This window comes from Actinomadura napierensis, from assembly GCF_039529375.1.
In the GTDB taxonomy this organism is placed as follows: domain Bacteria; phylum Actinomycetota; class Actinomycetes; order Streptosporangiales; family Streptosporangiaceae; genus Spirillospora; species Spirillospora napierensis.
In genome coordinates, this window is the sequence record NZ_BAAAMR010000135.1 from 1 (window position 1) to 23,363 (window position 23,363).

At 69.2% G+C, this 23,363-nt stretch carries 31 protein-coding genes and 3 pseudogenes; 14 read left to right on the forward strand and 20 right to left on the reverse strand.

Annotation, left to right across the window (positions count from 1 at the left end; translation table 11 throughout):
- Positions 1 to 172: 172 nt before the first annotated feature.
- The 9 genes from ABD296_RS43015 to ABD296_RS43055 all read right to left on the reverse strand — a co-directional run bounded on the left by ABD296_RS43015 (position 173) and on the right by ABD296_RS43055 (position 3,978).
- Positions 173 to 415: a hypothetical protein gene (locus ABD296_RS43015; RefSeq protein WP_344282000.1), complete on the reverse strand. Its 243-nt coding sequence runs from the start codon at positions 413 to 415 to the stop codon at positions 173 to 175.
- Positions 412 to 990, reverse strand: a complete 579-nt coding sequence (locus ABD296_RS43020) for a hypothetical protein (protein WP_344282002.1) — start codon at positions 988 to 990, stop codon at positions 412 to 414. Before ABD296_RS43020 ends, ABD296_RS43015 begins: the two co-directional genes overlap by 4 nt.
- Positions 991 to 1,040: 50 nt before the next feature.
- Positions 1,041 to 1,376: a hypothetical protein gene (locus tag ABD296_RS43025; RefSeq protein WP_344282004.1), complete on the reverse strand. Its 336-nt coding sequence runs from the start codon at positions 1,374 to 1,376 to the stop codon at positions 1,041 to 1,043.
- Between the two features lie 97 nt (positions 1,377 to 1,473).
- The gene (locus tag ABD296_RS43030; protein WP_344282007.1) at positions 1,474 to 1,857 is read right to left on the reverse strand and encodes an RRQRL motif-containing zinc-binding protein; all 384 of its coding nucleotides are present in this window, start codon (positions 1,855 to 1,857) and stop codon (positions 1,474 to 1,476) included.
- Positions 1,844 to 2,113, reverse strand: a complete 270-nt coding sequence (locus ABD296_RS43035; protein ID WP_344282010.1) for a hypothetical protein — start codon at positions 2,111 to 2,113, stop codon at positions 1,844 to 1,846. Before ABD296_RS43035 ends, ABD296_RS43030 begins: the two co-directional genes overlap by 14 nt.
- Before the next feature lie 142 nt (positions 2,114 to 2,255).
- Positions 2,256 to 2,591, reverse strand: a complete 336-nt coding sequence (locus ABD296_RS43040; RefSeq protein WP_344282014.1) for a hypothetical protein — start codon at positions 2,589 to 2,591, stop codon at positions 2,256 to 2,258.
- A 151-nt stretch (positions 2,592 to 2,742) separates the two neighbouring features.
- Complete coding sequence (locus ABD296_RS43045; protein WP_344282017.1) at positions 2,743 to 2,943, reverse strand: hypothetical protein; 201 nt, start codon at positions 2,941 to 2,943, stop codon at positions 2,743 to 2,745.
- Complete coding sequence (locus ABD296_RS43050) at positions 2,940 to 3,518, reverse strand: hypothetical protein (protein WP_344282020.1); 579 nt, start codon at positions 3,516 to 3,518, stop codon at positions 2,940 to 2,942. The genes ABD296_RS43045 and ABD296_RS43050 overlap by 4 nt, the downstream gene beginning before the upstream one ends.
- Before the next feature lie 85 nt (positions 3,519 to 3,603).
- Positions 3,604 to 3,978, reverse strand: coding sequence for a hypothetical protein (locus ABD296_RS43055; protein WP_344282023.1), 375 nt, complete (start codon positions 3,976 to 3,978; stop codon positions 3,604 to 3,606).
- A 361-nt stretch (positions 3,979 to 4,339) separates the two neighbouring features.
- Here ABD296_RS43055 and ABD296_RS43060 point away from each other — a divergent pair, with 361 nt between their 5' ends.
- The 4 genes from ABD296_RS43060 to ABD296_RS43075 all read left to right on the forward strand — a co-directional run bounded on the left by ABD296_RS43060 (position 4,340) and on the right by ABD296_RS43075 (position 7,957).
- Entirely contained in the window at positions 4,340 to 5,107 is a 768-nt protein-coding gene (locus ABD296_RS43060) for a GntR family transcriptional regulator (protein ID WP_344282026.1), read from the forward strand.
- Positions 5,108 to 5,125: 18 nt separating this feature from the next.
- The gene (locus tag ABD296_RS43065; protein WP_344282029.1) at positions 5,126 to 6,286 is read left to right on the forward strand and encodes a type III PLP-dependent enzyme; all 1,161 of its coding nucleotides are present in this window, start codon (positions 5,126 to 5,128) and stop codon (positions 6,284 to 6,286) included.
- 209 nt (positions 6,287 to 6,495) lie between these two features.
- Positions 6,496 to 7,419, forward strand: coding sequence for a hypothetical protein (locus ABD296_RS43070; protein WP_344282032.1), 924 nt, complete (start codon positions 6,496 to 6,498; stop codon positions 7,417 to 7,419).
- Between the two features lies 1 nt (position 7,420).
- Positions 7,421 to 7,957, forward strand: a complete 537-nt coding sequence (locus ABD296_RS43075) for a restriction endonuclease (RefSeq protein WP_344282035.1) — start codon at positions 7,421 to 7,423, stop codon at positions 7,955 to 7,957.
- Positions 7,958 to 8,355: 398 nt separating this feature from the next.
- On the opposite strand, the gene ABD296_RS50740 is transcribed toward ABD296_RS43075, so the two are convergent.
- Complete coding sequence (locus ABD296_RS50740; protein ID WP_407061574.1) at positions 8,356 to 8,580, reverse strand: tyrosine-type recombinase/integrase; 225 nt, start codon at positions 8,578 to 8,580, stop codon at positions 8,356 to 8,358.
- Between ABD296_RS50740 and ABD296_RS43080 the strand changes: the two genes are divergently transcribed.
- Complete coding sequence (locus ABD296_RS43080) at positions 8,562 to 9,068, forward strand: COG1361 family protein (RefSeq protein ID WP_344282038.1); 507 nt, start codon at positions 8,562 to 8,564, stop codon at positions 9,066 to 9,068. The genes ABD296_RS50740 and ABD296_RS43080 overlap by 19 nt on opposite strands.
- Before the next feature lie 184 nt (positions 9,069 to 9,252).
- Here the strand turns inward: ABD296_RS43080 and ABD296_RS43085 are convergent, their stop codons facing one another.
- Positions 9,253 to 9,411, reverse strand: coding sequence for a hypothetical protein (locus ABD296_RS43085; protein WP_344282041.1), 159 nt, complete (start codon positions 9,409 to 9,411; stop codon positions 9,253 to 9,255).
- Between the two features lie 232 nt (positions 9,412 to 9,643).
- On the opposite strand from ABD296_RS43085, the gene ABD296_RS43090 reads away from it, so the two are divergent.
- From ABD296_RS43090 to ABD296_RS43105, 4 genes are all read left to right on the forward strand, one after another.
- Positions 9,644 to 10,558, forward strand: coding sequence for an SDR family NAD(P)-dependent oxidoreductase (locus ABD296_RS43090; protein WP_344282044.1), 915 nt, complete (start codon positions 9,644 to 9,646; stop codon positions 10,556 to 10,558).
- A 389-nt stretch (positions 10,559 to 10,947) separates the two neighbouring features.
- Complete coding sequence (locus ABD296_RS43095) at positions 10,948 to 11,805, forward strand: SDR family NAD(P)-dependent oxidoreductase (RefSeq protein WP_344282047.1); 858 nt, start codon at positions 10,948 to 10,950, stop codon at positions 11,803 to 11,805.
- Positions 11,806 to 11,819: 14 nt separating this feature from the next.
- The gene (locus ABD296_RS43100) at positions 11,820 to 12,371 is read left to right on the forward strand and encodes a TetR/AcrR family transcriptional regulator (RefSeq protein WP_344282050.1); all 552 of its coding nucleotides are present in this window, start codon (positions 11,820 to 11,822) and stop codon (positions 12,369 to 12,371) included.
- 21 nt (positions 12,372 to 12,392) lie between these two features.
- A complete protein-coding gene (locus ABD296_RS43105) occupies positions 12,393 to 12,824 on the forward strand; it encodes a nitroreductase family deazaflavin-dependent oxidoreductase (protein WP_344282053.1) in 432 nt (143 codons plus the stop codon).
- Positions 12,825 to 12,930: 106 nt separating this feature from the next.
- Here ABD296_RS43105 and ABD296_RS43110 read toward each other — a convergent pair whose 3' ends face one another.
- From ABD296_RS43110 to ABD296_RS50745, 3 genes and pseudogenes are all read right to left on the reverse strand, one after another.
- Complete coding sequence (locus ABD296_RS43110; protein WP_344282056.1) at positions 12,931 to 13,251, reverse strand: DMT family transporter; 321 nt, start codon at positions 13,249 to 13,251, stop codon at positions 12,931 to 12,933.
- Positions 13,251 to 13,835 (reverse strand): SDR family NAD(P)-dependent oxidoreductase, encoded by a 585-nt coding sequence (locus tag ABD296_RS43115; protein ID WP_407061575.1) that lies wholly within the window; start codon positions 13,833 to 13,835, stop codon positions 13,251 to 13,253. Before ABD296_RS43115 ends, ABD296_RS43110 begins: the two co-directional genes overlap by 1 nt.
- Positions 13,836 to 13,875: 40 nt before the next feature.
- Positions 13,876 to 13,983: pseudogene (locus ABD296_RS50745) on the reverse strand (SDR family NAD(P)-dependent oxidoreductase); the annotation flags it as partial.
- Positions 13,984 to 14,091: 108 nt separating this feature from the next.
- Here ABD296_RS50745 and ABD296_RS43120 point away from each other — a divergent pair.
- A complete protein-coding gene (locus ABD296_RS43120; RefSeq protein ID WP_344282059.1) occupies positions 14,092 to 14,718 on the forward strand; it encodes a TetR/AcrR family transcriptional regulator in 627 nt (208 codons plus the stop codon).
- A 75-nt stretch (positions 14,719 to 14,793) separates the two neighbouring features.
- Here ABD296_RS43120 and ABD296_RS43125 read toward each other — a convergent pair whose 3' ends face one another.
- Genes ABD296_RS43125 through ABD296_RS43135 form a run of 3 tightly spaced genes read right to left on the reverse strand, consistent with a single transcriptional unit; the run spans position 14,794 to position 16,988 of the window.
- On the reverse strand, positions 14,794 to 15,060 hold the full coding sequence (locus ABD296_RS43125) for a GNAT family N-acetyltransferase (RefSeq protein WP_344282080.1): 267 nt from the start codon (positions 15,058 to 15,060) through the stop codon (positions 14,794 to 14,796).
- Between the two features lie 16 nt (positions 15,061 to 15,076).
- On the reverse strand, positions 15,077 to 15,742 hold the full coding sequence (locus ABD296_RS43130) for a TetR/AcrR family transcriptional regulator (protein WP_344282062.1): 666 nt from the start codon (positions 15,740 to 15,742) through the stop codon (positions 15,077 to 15,079).
- A gap of 10 nt (positions 15,743 to 15,752) precedes the next feature.
- A complete protein-coding gene (locus ABD296_RS43135; RefSeq protein WP_344282065.1) occupies positions 15,753 to 16,988 on the reverse strand; it encodes an oxygenase MpaB family protein in 1,236 nt (411 codons plus the stop codon).
- A 636-nt stretch (positions 16,989 to 17,624) separates the two neighbouring features.
- Between ABD296_RS43135 and ABD296_RS43140 the strand changes: the two genes are divergently transcribed.
- Positions 17,625 to 18,548, forward strand: a complete 924-nt coding sequence (locus ABD296_RS43140) for a LysR family transcriptional regulator (RefSeq protein WP_344282068.1) — start codon at positions 17,625 to 17,627, stop codon at positions 18,546 to 18,548.
- A 20-nt stretch (positions 18,549 to 18,568) separates the two neighbouring features.
- Here the strand turns inward: ABD296_RS43140 and ABD296_RS43145 are convergent, their stop codons facing one another.
- Positions 18,569 to 18,718 (reverse strand): hypothetical protein, encoded by a 150-nt coding sequence (locus tag ABD296_RS43145; protein ID WP_344282083.1) that lies wholly within the window; start codon positions 18,716 to 18,718, stop codon positions 18,569 to 18,571.
- 14 nt (positions 18,719 to 18,732) lie between these two features.
- Positions 18,733 to 19,014, reverse strand: a pseudogene (locus ABD296_RS43150) (hypothetical protein); the annotation flags it as partial.
- A 209-nt stretch (positions 19,015 to 19,223) separates the two neighbouring features.
- Between ABD296_RS43150 and ABD296_RS43155 the strand changes: the two are divergent.
- The 3 genes and pseudogenes from ABD296_RS43155 to ABD296_RS43165 form a co-directional block, all read left to right on the forward strand.
- Positions 19,224 to 19,394, forward strand: coding sequence for a hypothetical protein (locus ABD296_RS43155; protein WP_344282071.1), 171 nt, complete (start codon positions 19,224 to 19,226; stop codon positions 19,392 to 19,394).
- A 96-nt stretch (positions 19,395 to 19,490) separates the two neighbouring features.
- Positions 19,491 to 20,420 (forward strand): ADP-ribosylglycohydrolase family protein, encoded by a 930-nt coding sequence (locus ABD296_RS43160; RefSeq protein ID WP_344282074.1) that lies wholly within the window; start codon positions 19,491 to 19,493, stop codon positions 20,418 to 20,420.
- Between the two features lie 10 nt (positions 20,421 to 20,430).
- Positions 20,431 to 20,682, forward strand: a pseudogene (locus ABD296_RS43165) (Tn3 family transposase); the annotation flags it as partial.
- Positions 20,683 to 20,806: 124 nt separating this feature from the next.
- Here ABD296_RS43165 and ABD296_RS43170 read toward each other — a convergent pair.
- Entirely contained in the window at positions 20,807 to 23,134 is a 2,328-nt protein-coding gene (locus ABD296_RS43170; RefSeq protein ID WP_344282077.1) for a DUF4241 domain-containing protein, read from the reverse strand.
- Positions 23,135 to 23,363 lie beyond the last annotated feature (229 nt).

A 23,363-nucleotide genomic window follows, 5' to 3' on the forward strand; every position in this document is an offset into this window, starting at 1 on the left:
GGGGTGTGCGGTGAACGCGTCCCGGCGGGCGCGGGGCCGGTGTTCACCGGGGCGGGGGTCGTCGGGTCGGCGTTCATCGGGGCGTCTCCTTCCACCGCGCCGCCCCCGGGCCGGTACGGCTCGGGGGCGGCGCGGGACGGGGGTCGTTCAGGGTGGCGGCCCCGGGCGGGGGTCACTCGCGCGCGGTGTGCTCACCAGGCGGCGTGCCGTCCTCCGCCGGGGCCGGGGCGTGGCGGATGCGCTTGTGCATGGCGCGGAACGCGGCGACGGCGGCGAGGCCGGCCAGCATGAGCGCGGCGGCGTGCTCGATCGGGGTGAAGGTGGTCAGCGTCAGCCACACCGCCCCGGCGGTGCTGCCGGCGAGCATGACCGCATCGGCCAGCCCGAGCCGCTCCCAGATCGGCCGGGCGCTCATGCGGTCAGCCCGAGCCCGGCCGCGTCCGGTACCGGGGTCGGGTCGGTGGGGATGGGCTCGGGCGGGTGGGGCGTCAGCTCGTCCAGCGGCGCCCACACCGCACCCCAGGTGCCCGTGGCCGGGTCGGGGGCGGTGCCGTTGTGGACCAGCGCCCATGGCTGGTGACAGGCCGGGTCATGCGTCCAGTCCAGCACCGCCAGCGGCACCGGCCCGGTCACGGCGTCGGCATCGGCGTACCAGACCAGCGCGCCGGGCGCGTACCAGCGCCGCACCACCGGCCACCGGCGCCCGCGTCCCGGGGCCAGTTCGTAGCGGGCGCGCAGCCAGGCGGCGGCGTCCTCGGCGAGCCGCACCGCGCCGGCGGCGGCCAGCGCCACCAGCACGGCGGCGGCCACCAGGTGCGGCGGGATCGCCAGCAGCACCGGCCCGGTCAGCGCGGCACCGATCAGCAGGAACGCGCCGCCGATCGCGGCGCGGGTGACGGTGTGGCGGCGCTCCTGGTGGCGCAGCGCCGCCAACTCGGCGGCGTCCGCCGCGCACGCGGCGGGGACGGTGGTCGGGACGTAGTCGGGCATGGGGCAACTCCTTCGGAACGCAGCGGACGGGAGGGAGAGGTGAGGGGCGGTCAGGCGGCCCACAGGTCGCCGGTGTCGCCGACGCGGCGGGCGCGCTCGGCCAGGCGGCGGGCGGTGTTACCCGAGACGTGCAGCCGGGTGGCGATGTCGGTGCGGGAGCCGCCCGCGGCCAGGATGCGGGCCGCGGCCAGCACCCGCTCGGTCTGGGTGAGCGCGACCGGACGGGCGCCGCTCGCGGCGATCTCGATCGCGATCGGGTCCACGATCCCGTCCTCGGGCAGCATCAGCGGCCCGTGACCCGGCCCCGCCGCGGCGGGGCCGGTCGGCTTGGTGGCGCCGGTGGGCTCGGTGCGGGCGGTGGGCAGGGCGGTCAGGTCGGCGTTCATCACGGCGTCCTTTCAAGAGGGCATGCGGGCGAGACCGGCCCGCCCGAGTCGGGCAGGCCAGTGGGAGAGCAGAGGTGCAGGTCAGAAGAGGGGCGGGTCAGCCGGCGTGGTCGCGTTCCCAGTCGCTCGCGCACGCGTTGCAGCACCCCAGCCGGCGCCGTAGTACGTAACCGGCGTCGGTTCGGCAGCGCGGGCAGAACCGGCGCGCGGCCAGCGCTTTGGCCAGTGCGGCGCGCTGCGCGGCGGTCGGGGTGCGCTTGGGCAGCGCCAGCCGGGTGTCGTACAGGTAGGCCACGCCGAACCCCCGCCACCGGTGCCACAGCACCTGAGCGGCCACGTCCTGACCGCCGGGGCGGAGCCCGGCAGCGGCGAGCTGGCGGCGCGTCGCCAGATGCGGCGGCGCCATCCGCCACGGGTAGGTGGGAATGCCGTGGATGTCCCCGCGCGGGTCCCAGAACCGCGCGGAGCTACGGCGTGCCATCGGCGGTGTGCCCGACCGCAGGCCGGGTCGCGGGCAGGATCGTGGGTCGGGGCGTGTCGGTCCAGCGGTGTCCGCAGGCGCACCGGTGCCGCCCGCCGGGCAGCACCCGCACGCTGCGGACGCTTCCGCAGTTGGAGCACCCGCCCGTCCCCGCACCGTCCTGCGCGCCGGACGGGTGGGCGGGACCGGTCGGGATCGGGCGCGGGTCGCTCACCGCGACCGGCACCGCCGTCGGGGGCATCATCGGGTTCGTCATCACGCAGCGCTCCCTTCTCCCCCTCCCGGGGGGATCGGATGACGAAGGGGCCAGGCGTCTGGCACCGGGTGAGACGGCCCCGCCACCGCGCAATCGTGCGCGCGGGGCGGGGCCGCCCGGACTCGGGTGTCAGCTCCAGCGGTCAGGCGGCCAGCTCGTCACCGGCCTGCGGAATGAGGGCGTTCAGCGTCCCGGCCGGCAGCGCCCGGCCCGGCCGGGCGGTCACGCGGGAGACCGAGAACCGCCACCACTCCCCGCCCCGGTGCCGGGCCGCGACGAACGCGCGCACCAGCGGCAGATGGGCGTGTGCGGTGTCGCGGTCGGGGAACGGGCCCAGCGCCAGCGCCGATTCGGCCATGCGGGCACTGGTCCGCACCGACACGTAGAACCCGGCCTGTCGAGCGGGCGCGGTCTCGGGTCGCGTGACGGGCGTGCGGTCGGCCAGGTCGGTGGGCAGACGGGCAGGCATGCCGTTCATGGGCACGGGGTCCTTTCAGGACGGATCGCACAACGCCGTCAGGCCCGCCCCCGTGGTCGGGGCGGGCCTGACGGCGTCGGAGACGGCGCGGCCGGGGCCGCGTTCAGTGAAGGGTCGGCGTCTGCTGGGGTTCGGGGAACTCTGCGGGGCCCTAGCCGTCGGCCGGGGCGGTCAAAACGACATCGAGGTAGCGGCGCACGCCGCCGTCACGCCGGTTCGGGTACGGGGCCGAGACCTCCCCGACCGCGCACCGCTCGCCGGACAACCCGGCCAGCAGATCGGCCAGCGCCGTCACGTCGTCGGCGTCGCCCGACAGCCGGACCTTCACCAGCCGCAACCGCGCCCGGCTCACCGCGCGGCCCCGGCCGGCGCGGCGTCCAGCGCCCGCACGATCGGCGCCAGCCGCTCGTCCAGCACCGCCGCCAGCCACCTGACCGCCTTCTTGGCGTCCCGGACGGTCAGCTCGGGCGCGTTCTGCGGGGCGTACAGCTCGCGTCGCGGGATCGCGAACAGCAGCGTCGTGCTGGTCAGCATCGCCGGACAGTGCATCAGCGCGCCGTCGGTGGGCTCGCGGTAGCCGTGCTCCCACCAGTCGCCCGGGTCCCACTCGGCGAAGCCCTGAACGTCGGCCAGCGCGGCCGGACGCGGGACCACGACCTGAACCCGGGCGATCAGCGAGGCGTCGTGCTCGCTGAGGGACAAGTCCACCGACTGGACGCGCTCGGCCGTCCAGTCCAGGTACGCCGGCGACATGACCGGCGAGGTGGCGACCTGCCAGGCGGCCAGCGCGAACATGCCGGGGTCGGTGGTCACCAGCTCACCCCAATCGGTGAACCGGTCGATGTTCTGCCGCAGGTACACGCCGTACCGGCTCGCCCCGTCCGACGCCCGCTCACGGTCGGCGGCGTCGTGGAATCGGAACATCATCGGCTGCATCACTCCGTTCGATCGGATCGGACAGACACAAGCGCCCCGGCCTGAATCAGGCCGGGGCGCGAGAGATCGAGATGGGTCAGCGGGCCGCCATCTGAACGACGGCCGGCGCGGCGGGCGGCTTGGGGCGCGGCATCACGCGCGTCCGGCGGCGCTGCCCGGCCTGCCAGCATCCCTCCGCCAGCCGCGCCCGCCACTCCTCGAAGGTCAGATCGATCTTGACCTTCTGGCCGCTGCCCGGGCACCACGGCGCCGGCGGACGGAACTCGTTCGGCCACGCCTCCGCGCCCGGCACCTCCGGGCCCCGATGCGGCGTGATCATGCTGCGCTTCACCGAGCGCCAGACACCGCAGTCCGGGCAACCAACCAGGGTGCAACCGCCCCGGTCGGACATGCTGACCAGATTCGGCGACAGAGACGACAGACGGATGACCGGGCGGCCGTTGGAGTACATCGAGAGGAACCCTCCGAGGTCGGAACCTGAGTCCTTGCGTTCTCCGCCCCGAACGGACAGCCGGCCCGATCCGAAGACCAGAACCTCCGACCGCGCGGGACAGGCAGCGCAAGCGCCACAGAAGCTCTTGGCACCGCGTGAACCGCGCCGGTCCAGGGACTTTGGTCAACCCGCACAACACGAGGGCGACGACCACCGATGCCGTATGAAGTTGGGCCGAGCGTCAGACGTTAAACGTTTGGCGTCTCGCGTATCCTGATATTGCGCCCGCCTGGCGACGCTTGTCAAGTGGCGTCAATCGTTTGGCGTTTGGCCTTGTCTCTGGTTAGGTAGCCCTAAGGGGCTAGGAAGGAGCAGGTAGATGCAGCAGTCACAGCGGTACGGGTTCCGCGAGATCGCGGCGAAAATCCGTCAGGAGATCCAGGACCGCCAGTACCCGACGGGTTCGGTCTTGCCGCCCGAGCCAGAGCTGGCCGAGCGCTACGGCGCATCGCGCAGCCTCGTCAACCGCGCGATGCAGATGCTGGCCGCGGAGGGCATCGTCCGGCCGCGTCAGGGGCGAGGGACGATCGTCACCTGGCTGCCGCCGATGCTGCACTCCCCCGCGCGCTACGACCGCACGACCCGGGAGAACAACGGTGCGCGGGGCGCCTTCGATGCCGAGGTGCGCGCGCTCGGGCTCGAACCTCAGCACGAGATCACGACCGAGCACGCCGAGCCGCCGGCTGAGGTCGCCGAGACGCTCGGACTACCGGCCGGTGAGCCGAACTGCCTGGTCCGTCGCCGGCGCCTGCTGGCCAGTGGCATCCCCGTCCGGCTTAATGCAAGCTGGTTCCCCCTGGACATCGCAGGAGGAACCGTCCTGGAAGAGGAAGCCCCGGTGATCGTGGGCGGCGTGAAGACCGCCCTCGCCGAGCTGGGCTACCCACAGGTGACGGCACAGGAGCACATCACCCCGAGCCGCCTTCCTACCGACGCCGAAGCGCTCGCGCTCGAAATCAGCCCCGAGCGGACCGTCATGGAGATCATGCACGTGGGCAGGACGGCCGAAGGCAAGGCAGTAGAGGTGACCATCACGGTGGCTCCCGCCCACTACCTGGTGGCCGAGTACGAATTCCCGCTCGCCTGACACCCGGAGACACACACGATGATCACGCGTCTCGTCGAAGACAAAGCCAAGGCTCTGGCCACGAGCGCCGAGTTGCCCGCCTTCGTGTACGACCTGACAGCGCTGCGAGAGCACGCGGCCGAGGTGAAGACGGCTCTCAGCGTGCCGGGCGGGCCAGAGATCTTCTACGCCGCGAAAGCCAACCCCGACGTGCCGATCCTCCAAGCACTCGCGCCGTACGTCGATGGCATCGAAGTCGCGTCCGGTGGCGAGCTGGCGCACGTCCGCGAAGCGCTGCCGGATGCGCGCCTGGCCTTCGGCGGCCCCGGGAAGACCGACCGTGAACTGGAGTTGGCGCTGAAGCTCGGCGTGGAGCGAATCCACGTCGAGAGCCCGCACGAACTCGCGCGGCTCGCCCAAATCGCCGACGCGGCCGGCCAAGACGTCGATGTCCTGCTACGCGTCAACCTCGCGGGCGATCGCAGCGGCGTGGCCCTGGCGATGATCGGACCGTTCGGCATGGACCCCGATCTGATCGAGACGTGCCGGGAAATCCTGACCACCTCACTCCGTGTCCGCCTCCGAGGCATTCACGCGCACCTCGCATCCGGGCTGGACGCCTCCGCCATGGTCCGCCAGTCCGCCGAGATCCTCGACTGGGGCCGCGCTTGGCTCGACAAGATCGGCCACGATGGCCCGCGGGAATTCAACGTCGGCGGCGGCATGGCCGTTGACTACGGCTCGCCCAACGACCGCTTCGACTGGAAGCAGTACGGCCAGGACGTCGCAGCCCTAGCCCGCCCGGGCGAAACCCTGCGCATCGAGCCCGGCCGATCCATCAGCGTCTACTCGGGCTGGTACGTCACCGACGTGCTGGACGTGAAGCAGGCACACGGCCAGTGGTACGCCGTCGTCCGCGGCGGCACCATGCACATCCGCACGCCCGTCACGAAGCAGCACAACCACCCCTTCGTGGTCCTGAAGGGTTCCGGCGATGGTCCGCAGGCGACCGACAAGCCGGTGACGCTGGTGGGCCAACTTTGCACGCCGAAGGATGTCTTCGCCCGAGATGTACCGACCGAAAGCATCGCCGTCGGTGACCTCGCGGCCTTCTCGATGGCCGGCGCATACGCCTGGAACATCTCGCACCACGACTTCCTGATGCACCCCAAGCCCACGTTCCACTACCTGGACGTCTAACCAAAAAGGCTCATAGGGGCTCCGGTCGGCCATCCCGACCGGAGCCTCTGCACTTAGCGCATTCGCTGAGTTCTCCATGCGTGCCACCCAGACGATCGCTTCAACGACCCACCTAACCAACGGCGCTGCTGGCTCAGGGGACCTAGGCAGGCTAGTGTGCTGTCCGAGACGTCTATCACCCTCGGTCTTGTGAAGGCGGTGTCTAGCTGGTGCTTGTTGCTACGTTGATTAAGGCAGGAAACCCTGACCTAGGACCACTTACAGATATCTGCCGAGAGATTGGTATCCAAGAGGTTTTGGTCACGGATAAAGTGGTAGCGGACCGCGCTCTGGATATCCAACAGCCTGATCTTGTCGTAGGATATCTCGATCCTCTGTCCGACATCACTCAGTTCATTGCCACAGCAGAGCCAAATCTCGAAAGCGCCGCCGCCCTGACCAACCTTGAAGTAATGCTACAGTTGGGCAGGGCCATTGAAAGAAGAATTCCCACCTGCCTGATCGCGCCCCCACCCCTCCGGGCTCCATCTGTTCCTAGTCAGCTTGCAGTAATTCCGTGCCAGCTAAATGATGTAGACAGTCTTCGACTGCACCTTTGGGCGTTTACAGCCAGCCTTTCAGAACCTCGACAGGATAACGCAAAGCCGCCCGCTGAAATCGGCCCTCCCGTTGAGCCCAAGCGATACATACGTCTACTTAAGTCGCTGCGACAAGAAGAAGGGCCAAAAATGCCCTCTTTCCAGGTCGAGCAACTTGCTGTTGAACTCATACGGGCGGCAGGAGTGGCATTCGCCGAGAACCCGGAGAAGAGTAGGCCGGATCGTGGCTTCGACATGGCCGTGTTGCCATCGCGCGAGTCAGACGAGATCGCGCTAGTAGAAGTCCTGGCAGGACATTTGAATGAGCGAAGGCTGCATGATTCCGAACTGCGCCTCCAGGAAGCAACGCTTAATCGGCGGGCCCAGCTGGGCGTCTTGCTCTATGACAGCAGAGATGGACGACGCTTTCCTGCTAAAAGGACCACACCCCTTGTGCTCAGACTCGCCCTTGAGGATCTGATTGAGCAACTCGGGTACAAGAGTTTCTCGGAGGTGCTTACCGAGGAAGTCACTAAGGCAACGGAGCGCATCTAACATGGCGGCGTACTCGACCTCCAGGATTAGTGATCTCCACGCCTTGAGCATGGACAAAACGCGCAGTACAACTGTTCGCGGCCGTGCTTTCGAAGACTGGTTCTGCTACTTGCTCGACCAGGTACCAGGTTTTAGAACTCGGAAGGATACCCTAAACGAATTTCACAGTGAAGAGATAGACATAGCTGTGGCTAATAGTAAGCTCCATGACATGGGCTGCTTTCCAAATCTTTTTCTAGTCGAGTGCAAGAATTGGAGCGACCCGGTAGATTCACCCACCGTCGGAGCCTTTATCGACAAACTGGCGAATCGACGCATTGAGCTTGGCATACTCGTGGCAGCGAATGGAGTGACAGGTGACCCAAGGGAATTAACTGCGGTCTACCACAAAGCTTCTTCTGCTCAGACTCGTGGACATCGCCTGCTAGTTATCACAATCAACGAACTTCTGAAGGTGACCACGACACAAGAGCTTACAACTCTCTTGATTGAAAAGCTCTTGGACGTGATCGCTTCGGGCACCTTCCGCCTCTCGTGAAGATGACGTTGGCGTAAGGCTGGCATGGACTGGGCGCACGCCGACCGGCTGGGCTTCATCCGGGTCTGCTCCGACCGGTTCGAGCGCGGCGCGCCCCTCGTACACGCCTCGACCGGGCGACCGCGCCAGGTCACCTGGCCTATCTGGAGTTGAGTGTTGCGTCAAAGTACAGCCGGGAAGTACAGCACCCCCACCGGTGGAGGGCGGATTCCAGTGGACCCCAACGGACGCCGCATGCTGGGATGCTCAGCGCTTTGATCGTTCTTGCCGGTAGCTGGGGGTCAAGGGGTCGTGGGTTCAAATCCCGCCGTCCCGACAGAACAGGAAGCCCTGTCGATCACGGAGTGATCCGAGGTCAACAGGGCTTTTGTGTTCCTGGTGGCCGTAGCCGTCACGATCTAGACGGCCCGGAGCCGGGGACCATCCGGGGACCTACGGGCCCTCAGATGGACACTCAGAGCCTCTCCGGCCGCGCTGATCGACGCGGCATCCGGGTGCAGGTACCGCTGTGTCGTACTGAGTGATCCGTGCCCGGCGATCTTGCGGAGCACATGCACCGGGACGCCCATCCACGTCAGGCCGGTGTGCCGCAGGTCGTGACGTCGTGGTCGACATCCGGCCATCTGACCATGTCAGCCATGTGTTCGTCTTGGTCATCGAGAACACCGGTCCAACCGTTGCCCGCAACGTGCGCATCCGTTTCAATCCTCCGCTCGAGCGGGTGGGCGAGACGAGCCGGCCCAACTGGAAGCCCATCCGGAACTCCCTGCTGCTGACGAACGGGATCGCTCTGATGCCACCGGGCCGCCGTATGGAGTGGTTCTTCGATCTCACGCACGAGCGTTTCGCCTCCACGCTGCCGATGCAGTACACGGCCACCGTCGAAGCCGACGGCCCGTTCGGAGCCGTTGAGACACTGACCTACAAGATCGATATGGCCGTCTACGGCGGGATCAACCGCCTTGGCGCCAAAACGACGCACGATGGGGTCAAGGCCCTCGAGGAGTTGGTGAAGGCGACCGGCCAACTGGCGAACACGCTCTCCCGATCGGAGCGCCCGTTGCCGCCGCCGGAGAGCGCCGAGCGGGAGCATGGTGAAGCGCCCGAGTAGCCGATCCCGGCCGCACTGGCCATTCCCTCCTCCTCTCCCCTGGCCGGAGCACTCCCACAGCCACGGTGGTATCCATCGCAGAGTCCGGCGCGCACAGCCGGGGACGCCCTCATCGCCACAGGCGCGATCGGCCTAGGGCCACTGCGGTCGGTGGCGCTGCGCGCGCTGGCCCACCGGAACGATTTCAGCCGGGATCGCGGTTTCTCATGGCGCCCGATCCCCCGGCGACTTGCACTTCGCCGCCGAATCCGACCAGTGGCGGCCGTGCGGCGCGCGGGTCGAGGGCATCGGGACCGAGCCACGTCCGGCTGTCCTTGGAGCACAGCATGATCAGCCGGTCCATCCGCCGGGGGGCGGCTGCAGCGTTGCGCTTCCATGCCGAGGCGGGACGCGTGCCGGGTCGACTGGAGCCGCCGCAGACGGAGGGCATGCCAGCTTCCCCATCAAAGCAGAGACCCGGCTTGGCGCAGACTACCTTTATGCGCCTCAGGATCTACGCCCAGCCTTCCAGGTGGCAGGCCGGGCACGCGGGCGCAGCCACGAGTCCGAGCAGCTCCGAAAGAACGGAACGAGCCATGCGCACGCTGATCATGACCGGGGCGACGCGCGGCATCGGCCGCGCCGCGGCCTCGGAGGTCCTCCGCAACGATCACGAGACCCACCTGGTCCTGCTCGCACGGGGAGAATCCGGCCGCAGCACCCTCAAGGAACTGCGGGCCATCAGCGACCACGTCACGCTGGTGGACACTGATCTGGCGAGCATCGACAGCATCCGCTCCTCCCACCAGACCGTGACCCGGATGCTCGACCAAGGCGACCTCCCTGCCCTGCACACGTTCGCCGGCAACGCCGGCGTCCAGTTCGTCGACGCCCTGCACACCACCCCGGACGGGTTCGAGACGACCTTCGCCGTGAACGTGCTGGCCAACCATCTGCTGCTCCATGCCTTCGAGCACCGGTTCCATGCACCCGCCCGAATCGTGGTCACCGTCAGCGACACACACTTCGGCGACTTCCGGCACACCGGCGGCATCGTCCCGGCACCGCGCTGGGCCGCCCCGGAAGCCCTCGCCCGGCCGGGCGCCTTCCCGGGCCCCGCCACCGTCGCCGCCGGACGCACGGCCTACTCGACCAGCAAGCTCGCCGCCATCTACCTCGTGCACGAGTGGGCCAGGCGCCTGCCCGTCGGCGTCGACATCCTCTCCTACAATCCCGGCCTCGTGCCCGGCACCGGACTGGCCCGCGCCGCCGGCCCCGTCGACCGCTTCCTCAACCGGTGGGTCCTCCCGGCACTGTCCGTCCTGCCCATCGTCGACACGGTCCCCGCCGCCGGACGCAAACTCGCCGATGCCGTCCTCGGCCGTACCACCGCGCCTTCCGGCTCCTACCTCGACCGAAGCCGGGCAGTGCCCTCGTCCGAAGAGTCCTACGACACTGCACGCGAGGGTGCCCTCTGGGATTTCGTCGAGCACGTGCGAAAGAGCCACTGACGCAGCGACGCCTCAGTCCGCGGGCCGCGGGCCGCGGGCCAACCCACTTTGCTCGGCCCGCTCGCCTTCCGGCCCGAGGCTCGCCGAGAGACGTCGCGTCTGACCTTGCGGATGAGTTTCCGCAGCCCTCCGGGCCTGAAGGTCCTTTCAGGTGTGGTGAAGGTGCTTTGGACTGCGGGCTGGTCCGGTTCCCTCTCGCGCGGCAGCGAGCGAAACCGCTTGCCAACTGCTCTCGGTTCAGACCGGCAAGAGGTGAGGGCCGGGCGCTCCCGCGTGGGTGACCGGTCCTGACAACCGGCCGCGCATCCTCGTCACGCCCCCGCCCGACGCTCTTGACGCGGTGACAAGAAAGAGCCTATGGTCTTGTCACCTTGACAAGAGGAGAGTCCATGGAGATCGAAGGCAGGCGGGTCCTGGTGACCGGAGCCTCGAGCGGGATCGGCCGGGAGACGGCGCGGGCGTTCGCCGCGGCCGGCGCGGAGGTGGTCGCCGTGGCGCGCCGGGCCGAGCGCCTGGCGGCGCTCGTAGACGAGTTCGGCGGCATGGTCTCGGTGATCACCGCGGATCTGGGCGAGCCGGGTGCGGCGGCCCGGGTCGCGGAGCGGGCCGGGCCCGTGGACGTCCTGGTCAACAGCGCGGGGAGCGAGACCGGCGGGACGGCCTGGGCGGTCGGCGACCGTGCCGAGGCCCGGCGCATGTTCGAGGTGGACTGGTGGGCGCCGCTGGCGATGATCGCCGCGCTCGTCCCCGGAATGCGGGAACGCCGCGCGGGGGCCGTGGTCAACGTGACCTCGATCCGGCAGGTGCTCGCCTGGCCGTCGCTGGGCCACAGCTCCGCGGCGAAGGCGGCGCTCGCGCAGCTCACCTCCACCCTGCGCCTGGAACTGCCGGGCTCCGGTGTCTCCGCCATCGAGGTGATCCCCGGCCCGGTCGACACCCCGGCACTGGGAGCGAGCACGCTGCTGCCCGGTTTCGTGGAACTCCTGGACGAGATGCTCGGCACGGGCACCGCGGCGGAGCTCGCCGGGCTGATCGTCCACGCCGTGCAGGGAGACCACGAACGGGTCTTCTATCCCGCGGAGACCGTCGAGCACGCCTACCGCCATCCGATGGAGTTGCGTGCCGCGATCACGGACGCGGTCCGGGAAGGCGGCGGGCTCCCCGACGACCTGGCCGACACCCTGGTCGTGGGCCCCGACTCCCCGATCACCGCCGACGCCAAGGCGGCCTGGGAGCACGCCCGCTGAGATACCGTCCCGATATGCCGCGCAACAGACAGGACGTCGACCGGGACGCCAAGGTCGCAGAGATCCGCCGGACCGCGGTGAGCATCCTGCGCGACGGCGGTCCCTCCGCCCTGTCCCACAGCGCGGTCGCCAAGCGGCTCGGCCTCGCCCGGACCGCGATCTACTGGTACTTCCCCACCAAGGACGATCTGTTCGTCGCCGCCCTGGCCGACGTGTACGCCCAGGACCTCAGCACTCCCCCCGAGGACGACCACGTGATGACGCGGCTGCGATGGGCCGTGGAAAGCCTCACCGCCCTCCAGCCGCTCACCCACGCCATGCACGAACGCGCCAAGCACTCCCCGGCCGCGGCCGATCTCGAAGCGGGCTTCCAGGAGGCCATGACCTCCCGCCTGCGCGCCCTGCTCGCCCCCCACGTCGAGCCCGACAGGCTCGACCTCGTCACGGCCACGATCGTCGTCTTCGTCGAAGGCCTGCTCGTCCAGGCCCGAAGCGCCCAGGAGCGCCAGGACCTTCTCCGTTTCCTGGTCGCCGAACTGGTCGGTGAACCGGTCGACCCCGTGTGAACGCATCCAACGGAGTTCGAAGTGCCCGATTACGCACCCAGCCCCTTTGACGCCATCCGTGACCAGGTCGTCCTCTACGAAGCCACCGACGGCGAACAAGGCGGCACCCTCGAGGGCAGACCGGTCGTCATCCTTTCCACCCTCGGCGCCAGGACCGGCCAGATCCGCAAGACCCCGCTGCTGAAGATCGAGCACAACGGCTCCTACGCCGTCGTGGCCTCCTACGGCGGGGCGCCCGTGCACCCCGCCTGGTACCACAACGTGATCGCCCATCCCGACGTCGACCTCCGCGACGGTGCAACGATCAGGCGGCTACGCGCCCGCGAGGTCTCCGGCGCGGAGAAGGACGACGTGTGGCGCACCGCCGACGCCATCTGGCCCGACTTCCCCGGCTACCGGGCGACGGCAGCCCCCCGGGACATCCCCGTCCTCCTCCTGGAACCCATCCCCTGACGACCTCGTGCATGGTCGTGGTGGCGCACCGGTCATCCTTGATGATGATCGGCACGGCCGCCTCCACGGTGTCGACAAGGCGTTCACAACGGTCAACGCCAACCCATTACGAGCTCTCCAGCATCTGCAGGCCGATCACGCCGACGACGATCAGGGCGAGGAACGCCAGCCGGGCCAGCGACGCGCTCTCGCCGAACGCGACGATGCCGACGAGCGCGACGCCGAGGGCTCCGATGCCGACGAACACCGCATAAGCCGTCCCGACCGGCAGCGTCCGAAGCGACAGCGACAGCACGACGACACTGAGCAGCGCCACCGAGAGTCCGATGACGGCCGGCCAGAGGCGCGTCAGGCCGTCCGACTGCTTCAGCGCCGCCGCCCACACCAGCTCCGTCAACCCCGCGATCAGCAAGAAGATCCAGGCCATCAGGATGCGTACCCCCCGTCCACGGCGATCGCCGCACCGGTGACGTAGTCCCCGCCCGGGCTCGCCAGATGCGCCACCATCGCGGCGATCTCCTCCGCGCGCCCGTACCGGCCCAGTGCCGTGAACCCGCGCTCGAACTCGGCGTCCGGGGAGTCGGCGGGGTTCATCTCGGTGTCGGTCGAGCCCGGCTGCACCACGTTCGCGGTGATCCCGCGCGGCCCGAGATCGCGGGCCAGGCCCCGGGTGAGCCCGGTGAGCGCCGACTTGCTCATCGCGTACAGCGTCCAGCCGGGGTAGGGGACGCGCGCGGCGAGGCTGCTGCCGATCGTGATGACGCGCCCGCCCGGCCCGAGGTGGCGGGCCGCCGCCTGCGCCGCGACGAAGGCCGCCCGAACGTGGATCGCCAGGGTCCGGTCGAGCTCGGCGAGCGAGACCTCCTCCAGCGGCCCGTAGGGCGCGATCCCTGCGTTGTTGACCGGGATGTCGAGCCGCCCCAGCTCGGCCGCCGTCCGGTAGACCGCCGCGGGGTCGGCGGCATCGGCGGCGATCGCCAGCCCCCCGCCCGCCCACCGCCTCGATCTCACCGACGACGCCGGCGGCCCGTTCCGGAGCCCGCACATAGGTCACCGCGACTTCCGCGCCGTGTCGCGCCAGCCGCCGCGCGATCGCCGCGCCGATGCCGCGCCCGCCGCCCGTCACCAGGGCCGCCCGCCCCGCCAGATCCGTCGTCATCCCGACTCCCCACCGCTAATCGGAGAAACTTCCGCTTAGGGAACTTAACCGGAGAGTTTTCCGCATACAAACCAGTTACGCTGGTGAGCCGTGCCGAGAGGGGGCTGGATGCGGGAGCTGCCCGTGGTCGGGCGTCCGCCCGCCGAACGCGCGGACGCGGCGCACAACCGCCGCCGCATCTTGCGCGCCGCCGCAGAGTTCATCGCCACCCGCGGGGCCGAGGCCGTCTCCATGGACGAGGTCGCGCGGGCCGCCGGGGTCGGCGTCGGCACGGTCTACCGTCGGTTCGGCGACCGGGCCCGCCTCGTCTACGCCGTGATCGACGACCGCGAGCGCGACTTCCAGGCCGCCTTCATCCAGGGCCCTCCGCCGCTCGGCCCGGGCGCCGCGCCTTCCCAGCGCGTCCGCGCCTTCCTGCACGCCCTGGCCGACCGCACTGAGGCCCAGGCCGAGCTGTTGCTGATGGCCGAGTCCGACCCGCCCGACGCCCGCTTCCGCGACGGTTCGTACGGCCTCTACCACCGGCACCTGACGATGCTGCTCCACGAGATCCGCGCGGACGCCGACGCCGCCTACCTGGCCGACGCCCTCCTCGCCCCCCTCGCCGCAAACCTGTTCCTCCACCAGCGCCGGATGCGCGGCATGCCCCTCGACCGGATCAAGGCAGGCCTGGACACCCTCGCCGCAAGCCTCACCACACGACCCGACACCGCGCCCGGCGGGCGACCTGGTTGATCACCCATCGGGGTGCCCCGGACGCCCGCGCTCGGCGATAGTCGATAAAAAACTTATGCGAAGTCGGCGCGCTCTCTACCCAAGGCCGTGCTCGATCGCCGTAGCGTCCGCCCGGAAGAACAGCTTCGATGGGAGCTGCTGGAACGCGAGGTCGGCGTAAAACCGTTGGGCACCGGGGTTGTTGGCGTCGGTGGTCCATTCGACGCGGCTGCACTCGTGCTTGGCGGCGACCTCGAACAGGGTGCGCATGAGCACGGTGCCGACTCCGGAGCGCCAGCGCGAGCGGGCGACGTACAGCTCTTTGAGATACAGGCTGCGGGTGAGTCCGACCGCCGGCCACAGGAACGAATGGGACGCGTCAGGCCAGCAGCGCCGGGATGACCTGTTCGGCGAAGGTCCGCAGCTGGTCGGTGTCGTCGAAGTTGCACACCGCGGTCGCCGACAGCCCGGTCGACACGATCAGGCGAATGATCGCCTCCGCTGCGATCGCCGCGCGCTCGGGTGCCAGGGCGGCGCGCCGGTCGAGATAGCCGGCGAGGGCGTCCACCATGACCTTCAGGAACGGGCCGGAGTCGCAGATGATGAACGCCGACACCAGGTGTGGTTCGTGCACCCGGAATCGCTGGACCATCGCGTTGTGGCGCAGCTCGGTGACCACGAGGACGAACGTGCCGGTGACGGCCTCCCGAACGGGCCGGTGAGGATCGTCGGCAGCGACCAGGCCCTCGGCGAACCGGCGGGCCTCGCGGACGATGATCGCCTGGACGATCTCGTCGCGGCTGCCGAACTGGCGGTACAGCCACGCACGCGACAGCCCGGCCTCCTCGGCGACCGCTCGCATGGTGGTCTCGGTGATCCCCTTGGCGATGAACAGGCCCGTCGCGACGTCCAGGATCCGGTCACGGACCGATTCGCGCTGCGGGGCGGGCTCGGTGTCGTCGGGAACGAGGCCGAGCGCGACCAGTAGCGTCCGCTCCACTGCCGCGACCGCCGTGCCGTCGTCAGGTCTCGTCGCTGATGCCACGGATTCGAGACTAGCCCGCATGGACCGCGTCCTCGGGATGCAGGACCTGCGGGGCGGCCTTCACCAGGGCGAGCGTGCCAGCGAGGTGTTCGCGCTGCCGGGTGGCGATCTGGAGATCGGAGCCGAGCGCGCCGCGCACGCGCCGCTGTTCGCGCAGCCGCACCAGTGGACGCAGCGTCTTGATCGCCAGGTGCGCCTCCCGGGCGGGGATGGACAGGGGGCCGCTGCCGCTGTCGTCGGTGATGATGGACTTCTTGACGACGGCGTTGCTGGCTCCCCAGACGACCGCCGAGACCGGAGGGCGGACGACCGGGCCGAGCAACGGCCACAACGGCCGGGGCAACACACGCTCGGCCCGGATCCCAGCGCGTCTCACCGCTCCCACCAGCACCTTGGAGTCGGCGTCCGGCGGCGCCAGGACCATGTTCCCAGTCCGGGAGAGCTGATCGGCCAGCTCCATCGATGTGGGAAGCAACTCGTCCGGGACGCCCATCAGATAGCCGACCCATCGCCACAGCTGCCGGACCGCCTCGGTCTCCTCGGCGGTGACCTCGACGCCGACCAGGTCATAGAACGCCAGCGGCATCAACAGGAAGGCCAGGTTCGTCAGCGCCATCCCGCTGGTGTGGATCGGCTCTCCCCACGCGACCGAGTCCCACTCGCCACTGCGCCGCAGATGCCTGCGCACCATCGCGTGCACGAGCCGGACCCGAACGGTCGCATCGAACCCGGCCCCGCCTGGGCCGGCCGCCCCCGGTTCGGACACGGCCAGAACCCAGCGGGCGGTCTCCTCATACCGGCGTGCCGCCATCGTGACCGATCGGCCGTTGAACGCCTGCGGCTTGTTGAGATCCCCGAACTCCATGCCGGAGATCAGCGACCCGGTCAGGCCGATCACGACACCCGGTACGAACCGCCACCACACGGCCGCGCCCAGGGTGATCTGCTCGGCGTCGTACCAGGCCGGAGGATCCATCAACGGTGCCAGGAGCGCCTCGATGGAGGGCGGGGCGCCCTGGACGGCCGGTGTGCGATCCCGAAACGCCCGGTCCAGGAACTGCCAGCCCTCGCCTCGGGGCATGGCGGCGATGTCATCGGCGACGGCATCGACCAGGGCGTCGGTACGGAACATCCCGGCATGGAACGCCTCGACCACGTCGACGGGAAGTGCGGCCTTGGCGTTGGCGACCCGGCCAGCGCGGCCGCGTTCGAAGGGCAGGTCCTGGATCGTGCCGGCTGTGGGCATCGGAACCCCATCGGAGTAGACACTCATAGAAGATATGTCCACCGACAGTAGACACTCATAAGATCGATGTCTAGTACAGTTCGTTCGAGGAGCGTCTCCGACGCGTCCGGGGACCCAGCAGGCAGCCGTTGGCGCTGAGAACAATCTTGATCGAGAAGACGGGTGCGTGGTTGGCGAGCTGTTCTGTGGGGGATCCCTCACCGGAATACCTACCCAAGATCATTCCGGCGACGTACGGCCTACCGCTAATTCTGATGACTTCCCAAGGGGCCTCGTGAGGGGCCTTGATGGCTGGGGGCGTTGGGGGCCACGGTCAAGCAGGCCAATCGCAACAGCACAGCCACCCATCATCCCGCGGCAACCGCCTCACCGCGGCCAGTCCTTGCGACTGATCAAGCCCCGTGTCGGAGCCCACGTCCTACACGTCCCACCTGCACGGACGTAGTTTTCGGCAGGCACACCGCCGTCAGGGCGGCGAGGCCAGCCGCACCATCGCGGCCGGAGTCAAGGTCTCGGTCGGCGTCGTCCACAAGACCCTGGTGAAAGAATCCACAGGCGGTTCGGCAGGGACGGTGCCCTGCCGCTCAGGTTCGGGCAGTCCGGTCGGCGGGGGAAAGGCTGGAGGTTTGGGGTCCGGTGGAGCGGTATGAGATCGAAACGTTCTTGACCTTGGCCAAGGAACTCAACTTCACGCGCACCGCTGAACGCCTGCTCGTCTCGCCGGGCCGGGTCAGCCAGACGATCAAGAAACTGGAGCGTCGTCTCGGCGGCGCGCTGTTCGAGCGCAGCAGCCGCCGCGTGGCCCTCACCCCGGTCGGCCGGCAGTTGTACGCGGAACTGCAGCCTGCGCATCAGCGGATGCAGCGTGCGATCGACAACGCGGCGGCGGCCTTCGTGGGGATCAGCGGTGCACTGCGCGTGGGATTCACCACCCCATGGTCGGGTGCCCTCATCATGCGGGCGGCCGAGGCGTTCAACTCGCGCCATCCCCGATGCACCGTCGAACCGCACGCAGTGACCTACAACGCGGCCATCGCGACGTTGCAGGGGGAGGACATCGATCTGGTGGTCGCCGCGCTTCCCATCGAAGATCCGGCGATCATCGTGGGCCCCCTTGTGTTCTCTGACATCCGGGCCCTTGCCGTGCCCGCCGACCACCCCCTGGCGGCACGGGAGACGGTGTCGTTGGAGGATCTTGCGGTCCTGCCGCTGATCACGGCTGCAGGGATCCCCCAGTCCTGGCGCGAAGCCCATTTCCCGCGCCGCACGCCCCAGGGCCACCCGATCAGGCATACAGCGGCCGCTGCCGGATGGCAGGAGATACTCTCACTGGTCGGGGCGGGCCAGGGGGCCACGGTGACCACCGTCTGTGCGGGTCGGTATCACGGTCGACCCGATGTCGCCTATGTCCCGTTCGACGGCGCACCGCTCGTTGACTATGCGCTGATGTGGCGCGGCGCGGGCGACACCGTCGGGCTCCGGAATTTCGTGCGGACCGTCGTCGAGTTCGCCCCTCATACGGCTGGTCGCTCGGTGGATCGGCACTCCACTCCCTCGTAGCCGACTACCACCGGCGAGCCTCACGCCGGCTCGCGCCGGTGCCCGCCTCGCGGCAGCGTCAGCGCCGCGCCCGCCGTCAGCACGAGCCCGGCCACCGCGAGCAGCATGCTCCACCGCATTCCGGCCAGAAACGTGCTCGCCCCCGCCAGCAGCGCCCCGAAGACCGCCACGGTAGCGCCCCGCCGACCTGGCGGGCGGTGTTGAGCACGGCGGAGGCGGTGCCCGCCCGGTCGGCGGGCACCGCGTCGAGCAGCAACGCGGTCAGCGCCGGCACCGCGAGCGCCCCGCCGAGGCCGACCGGCACCATCAGCACCGCCACCGCCCACACATCGGTGTGCGCACCGATCCTGGTCAACGCCATCAGCCCGACCGTCCCAGCCACCGAGCGCGCTCCACCATCGCCACCCAGCTCTACAACGCCAAGGAGCCGATGACGCTGTTCGAGCTGCAAGCCTGGCTGGGACATCGAGGTCCTGGTCGACCGGGACGCCGTTGAGAGCGGTGCCGCGGCCGCCGGCGAGCCGTGGCAGTACTACAGACCTGGGGCACGGTTTCTGCAACTACACCTTCTTCGAGCAGTGTCCGCACCAGATGGCCTGCGCCAAGTGCGACTTCTACACCCCGAAGGACTCCTCCGAAGCGTAGCTGCTGGAGACCAAGGACAACCTGCAGCGCATGCTCGCCGCCGTCCCCCTCACCGACGACGAACGAGCCGCCGTCGACGACGGCCAGGCCGCCCTGAACAAGTTGCTCGGCCAACTCGCCGACGTCCCCACCCGGCCGGTCCTACTCCCCGTCAGCTCGGCGCGCCACCCAGCGCAGCCCTCCTACCGATCATCTCGGTGAAGTCAGCCGGGACGGAGCAAACCTGAAGATCTCGACTCCGTATAGGCTGCCCGAAATGGGCAGCCCACCGCACTCACGCCAGGCGGGATCATTGCCGTGAACGACGACCCCCGCGGCCTCGCTCAGACCCCTGAACGCGCCGCCGCACTCATGCACGCCTCCCTGGCGGGCTTGTCGGTCGGCGACGCATTCGGCGACCAGTTCTTCATGCTGACCAACCGCCGTCTCACCGCGGCGGATCTCCCTTCACCGCCGTGGGAGTGGAGCGACGACACCGAGATGGCCTGCTCGGTCGTCGCCTGCCTGCACGATCATGGCCGCGTCGACCAGGATGTCCTCGCCACATCCTTCGCCACCCGCATGGATACCGGCCGTCGCTACGGCGCCGGGGCTCTGGAACTCCTCGAACGCATCCGCGACGGACACCCATGGCGGGTCGCCTCAGTCGAGTCCTTCGGCGGCAACGGCTCCTTTGGCAACGGCGCAGCCATGCGCGTCGCCCCGCTGGGCGCCTACTACACCGGCGACCCAGCACGCGCCGCCGTCGAGGCCGCCCTCCAAGCCGAGATCACCCACGCCCACACCGAAGGGATCGCAGGCGCAGTCGCGGTCGCCGTCGCCGCCTCCCTCGCCGCCACCGACACCGCTGGAGACGTCATCGAGGCAGCACTCGATCACGTCCCCGGAACCTACGTCCGACGGGGACTCCAACGCGCTCGCAGCCTCAAGAAGGCGACACCTGAACAAGCGGCACAGGCCCTGGGCAACGGATCACGCATCACCGCCCAGGACACCGTGCCATTCGCGTTCTGGGCAGCCACCCGACACCTCGACGACTACCCGGCCGGGGTCCGAGCCTGCGTCACGGCCGGCGGGACATGGACACCACCGCCGCGATCGTCGGCGGCATCATCACCACCAGGACGGGGATCGACGGCATCCCATCAGACTGGCTCGACGCCCGCGAACCCCTCCCCGGATGGCTGGAGAACCACCCAACAGCTTGACATTTCTGATTCCACATAATGCTGCAGTTCACCGCGAGGGCATGGAGGACCAGCTCGGCGCCCTCGGCCTGGCCCTCAACGCCGTAGTGTGGTGGAACACCCTCTACCTGGACGCCGCCGTCAAGCAGATCCGCGCCGACGGATTCCCCGCCATCGACGCCATGTGCGCCCGGCTCTCACCCATCGCCTACGAGCACATCAACTTCCTCGGCCGCTACGCCTTCACCCGCATCGACCCGACAACGGGACTCCGGCCCTTCCACCAAGGACCCGGGGTCTGAGGAACAGCGGTTCCGGATCGTGCTCTTGTACCGTCCGTGCCGGCCGACCACCGATAACAGCCTGATATCTGCGGCAACGCCCTGAGAGCACGATTTCACACCCGTGTTCCTCGTGCCCCGTCCCTCAACGGACGCGCAGTCTGAGGGTTTTTGATGCAGCGATGACGGTGTCCTCGTCGAGGAACTGCTGGTAGGAGATCTTCGCCTCGCCGTAGTGGGCGGCTGCGTGGCCATGTTCGATGTCGAAGGTGAAATCCATCGGCTCTCCGGGAGCCGTAACGGGTCGCCAATCCCCGTATATGGCGTTGCCGACGACCAACCTCACCTGCACTACGTGGTCCACCGCCATGCCCGGATCCGCTGGGACCCTCACGGTGATCCCTTCGATGACATCGGTGTCCAGGAGGCCGTCGACGGCCTCCACGACGACGGGCGCGGCCAAGGTGGCGGACTCGTCGGGGTCTTCGGCGGACGCCGGGACGGCATAAGGGTCCGCAAGGTGAAGGCCGCTGTCGCGCAGCATGCGGCAGAGGTCTCGGACCTCTTGCAAGAACGCCGGATAGTCCTCGCCGAACGTGGCCACCCCGGCCGATACCGCTCCGACAGCCCCCGTGAGCGCGTGCGGATCGCCTGCGCGCAAGATGGCGGACAGCGCCATGTGAGGCTGCGATATCCGCGCCGGCTCCGAGCGCTCCTCCGGGGTGAACACGATGGCGGCTTCGGTCTCCCTTCCCTCGACCGGAGACCGCGTCGGCTCGTGCCGCGGCGGCACCGCCTCGCCGACCGTCCGGTCCGGGACATCAAAATCGGCGAGCAGGGCCCACAACGCGTCGGCCCGGTCGAAAGGGAAGGGCAGTGGCCGGCCCTGCGCGAGTGCGGCCAGCGCCGGGGCGACCCACGCGAGATCGGCGAGACCGGCCTCGGTCGCGGCGCGGCGAGCCGCGAACTCGGCGATCCCGCGCTGGACACCAGGGCCCGCCGCGTCGATCTCGTGCACGAGATCGGCGTCATAACGCACCAGGGACAGCGCTTGCGGCACCGCCCGCAAGGTGGCGGTCGGAAACCGGCCTCCCCACTCCAGCCGTTCGGTCTCGCGGAGCTTTTCGAGATGGATGTGCTTGCGTCCGGTGGGGGCCGGATCTTCGACCGCGGCGGGAGCCGCATAAGTGCGCTCGGCCTCGATCCTGGCGAGGAACCTGGGCCGGCGCGGAGCCTTGGGGGCGGGCCGGGGCGGAGCCTTGGGGGCGGGCCGTGGTTCGGCGGGCAAGAGCTGGAAGTCGATGACGACGCGGCCCACCCGGCCGTCGTCCGTGCGGCCGATCCAGACGGGGTAGGAGCCGTCGCCATGACCGGCTCTGAAGGCGATGAGGTTCGGCTCGGGCTCTGGAGCGTCCAGTTCCGTCGTGAAGGAGCCATCGCCGTCGAGGTGTTCGATCAGGCCGTCGAACTCTTCCTCGCTCACCGTCCGGGCCGCGTCCAGGAACGCCGCCGTTCCGGCGTCCACACCGACCCCGTAGAACTGGCCCTCGCCGAGCAGTCCCGGATCCTCACCGGGCTCCAGGGCCATCTCCCACGCGCAGGGCGGGGCGTCCAGAAGGGTCACCCGGGCCGCGGCCACATGCGTCCCGCCCGTCGTGCGCATCAGCGACACCGTGACCGGGAACTCGCCCGGCGGCACGGCGATGGTCCGCAACGGTTCGGTGATCCAGCCGGGATCCGAGACGGCCAGTCGCCCGGACGGGACTCGCAACGACCCGGCGTCGATGACCTCGATGGCGGCCGGACCGTCCGGGGTGTCGCGCGGGCCTGGAGTGAACAGCCGCTCGATGCCGGTCGCACGCAGCGGCCCCCGCCCCTCATCCGCCGGCTCGTTCAGGACCACCGACGCGGCGGGCTCGTGGCCTTGCTCGGTGAGGAAGCGGACGAAAACCTGCCAGTCACCGAACTCCGGTTCGAGGCAGAGGAAGTCCTCGACGGGAGCCGAGATCCGGCGCACCTCGGCGTCCCCGGCCCCAGCGGACTCGGACCTGACCTCGACCTGCCCGTCGGCCGACACGGTCGTGGTCTCCTGGACGTCCCACTGGCGGGACGAATGCCGCTCCTCGCTGGCGAACCACCAGCGGACATTCTGGACGACCCGCAGGGTCCCCGGGCGGTGGCGCTTGAAGTCGATCATCTGCGTGCACTCGGCCGCGTCGTCGAACTGGTACACGCGCCACATGCGGCCCGGCCAGAACTCGATCAGCGCCAGCGGCCAATCCCCAGCGGCCAGCAGCACCGCATAGTCCCGCCCGGTGGCATGCCTGCGCGCCGCGGCCGCACGCGACATCGGATCCGGATGGGCCGCCCCCTTCCAGGAACCCCACATCTCGCCGTACGACACATCAAGGCTGTCAAAGAACACGAGATCACACCTCCTGTAGCAGCAGACGTTAACGTCCCCGGCAGACATTTCGGACCGGACTTCCGTTCCCGAACGTGGCCCCAGCCCCAAAGTGGCTCTGGTAACCGCAGTGACTCTGTGCGGTCGCTGGGGCGGGGTCGTCTAGGCCTAGCGGCTGCTGATCATGCCTCGCGTCGCCAACGGGGGTGTCGGCATTAGCCCTTGGGCTCAAGGGATCAATGCATCACCGATAATGATCTTGGTCATTGTGGGAGGTGTAGTGCGGGACTACGGGTTC

Excerpts from the sequence above, each read along its gene's own strand:
- ABD296_RS43170 (WP_344282077.1), bottom strand. The coding sequence starts at position 23,134 with ATGTCTGCCGGGGACGTTAACGTCTGCTGCTACAGGAGGTGTGATCTC.
- ABD296_RS43065 (WP_344282029.1), top strand. The coding sequence starts at position 5,126 with ATGATCACGCGTCTCGTCGAAGACAAAGCCAAGGCTCTGGCCACGAGC.
- ABD296_RS43155 (WP_344282071.1), top strand. The coding sequence starts at position 19,224 with ATGCTCGCCGCCGTCCCCCTCACCGACGACGAACGAGCCGCCGTCGAC.
- ABD296_RS43135 (WP_344282065.1), bottom strand. The coding sequence starts at position 16,988 with ATGCCCACAGCCGGCACGATCCAGGACCTGCCCTTCGAACGCGGCCGC.
- ABD296_RS43040 (WP_344282014.1), bottom strand. The coding sequence starts at position 2,591 with ATGAACGGCATGCCTGCCCGTCTGCCCACCGACCTGGCCGACCGCACG.
- ABD296_RS43120 (WP_344282059.1), top strand. The coding sequence starts at position 14,092 with ATGCGGGAGCTGCCCGTGGTCGGGCGTCCGCCCGCCGAACGCGCGGAC.
- ABD296_RS43060 (WP_344282026.1), top strand. The coding sequence starts at position 4,340 with ATGCAGCAGTCACAGCGGTACGGGTTCCGCGAGATCGCGGCGAAAATC.
- ABD296_RS50740 (WP_407061574.1), bottom strand. The coding sequence starts at position 8,580 with ATGGCCGGATGTCGACCACGACGTCACGACCTGCGGCACACCGGCCTG.
- ABD296_RS43090 (WP_344282044.1), top strand. The coding sequence starts at position 9,644 with ATGCGCACGCTGATCATGACCGGGGCGACGCGCGGCATCGGCCGCGCC.
- ABD296_RS43075 (WP_344282035.1), top strand. The coding sequence starts at position 7,421 with ATGGCGGCGTACTCGACCTCCAGGATTAGTGATCTCCACGCCTTGAGC.
- ABD296_RS43055 (WP_344282023.1), bottom strand. The coding sequence starts at position 3,978 with ATGTACTCCAACGGCCGCCCGGTCATCCGTCTGTCGTCTCTGTCGCCG.
- ABD296_RS43095 (WP_344282047.1), top strand. The coding sequence starts at position 10,948 with ATGGAGATCGAAGGCAGGCGGGTCCTGGTGACCGGAGCCTCGAGCGGG.
- ABD296_RS43085 (WP_344282041.1), bottom strand. The coding sequence starts at position 9,411 with ATGGACCGGCTGATCATGCTGTGCTCCAAGGACAGCCGGACGTGGCTC.
- ABD296_RS43020 (WP_344282002.1), bottom strand. The coding sequence starts at position 990 with ATGCCCGACTACGTCCCGACCACCGTCCCCGCCGCGTGCGCGGCGGAC.
- ABD296_RS43050 (WP_344282020.1), bottom strand. The coding sequence starts at position 3,518 with ATGATGTTCCGATTCCACGACGCCGCCGACCGTGAGCGGGCGTCGGAC.
- ABD296_RS43110 (WP_344282056.1), bottom strand. The coding sequence starts at position 13,251 with ATGGCCTGGATCTTCTTGCTGATCGCGGGGTTGACGGAGCTGGTGTGG.
- ABD296_RS43100 (WP_344282050.1), top strand. The coding sequence starts at position 11,820 with ATGCCGCGCAACAGACAGGACGTCGACCGGGACGCCAAGGTCGCAGAG.
- ABD296_RS43015 (WP_344282000.1), bottom strand. The coding sequence starts at position 415 with ATGAGCGCCCGGCCGATCTGGGAGCGGCTCGGGCTGGCCGATGCGGTC.
- ABD296_RS43025 (WP_344282004.1), bottom strand. The coding sequence starts at position 1,376 with ATGAACGCCGACCTGACCGCCCTGCCCACCGCCCGCACCGAGCCCACC.
- ABD296_RS43035 (WP_344282010.1), bottom strand. The coding sequence starts at position 2,113 with ATGACGAACCCGATGATGCCCCCGACGGCGGTGCCGGTCGCGGTGAGC.
- ABD296_RS43030 (WP_344282007.1), bottom strand. The coding sequence starts at position 1,857 with ATGGCACGCCGTAGCTCCGCGCGGTTCTGGGACCCGCGCGGGGACATC.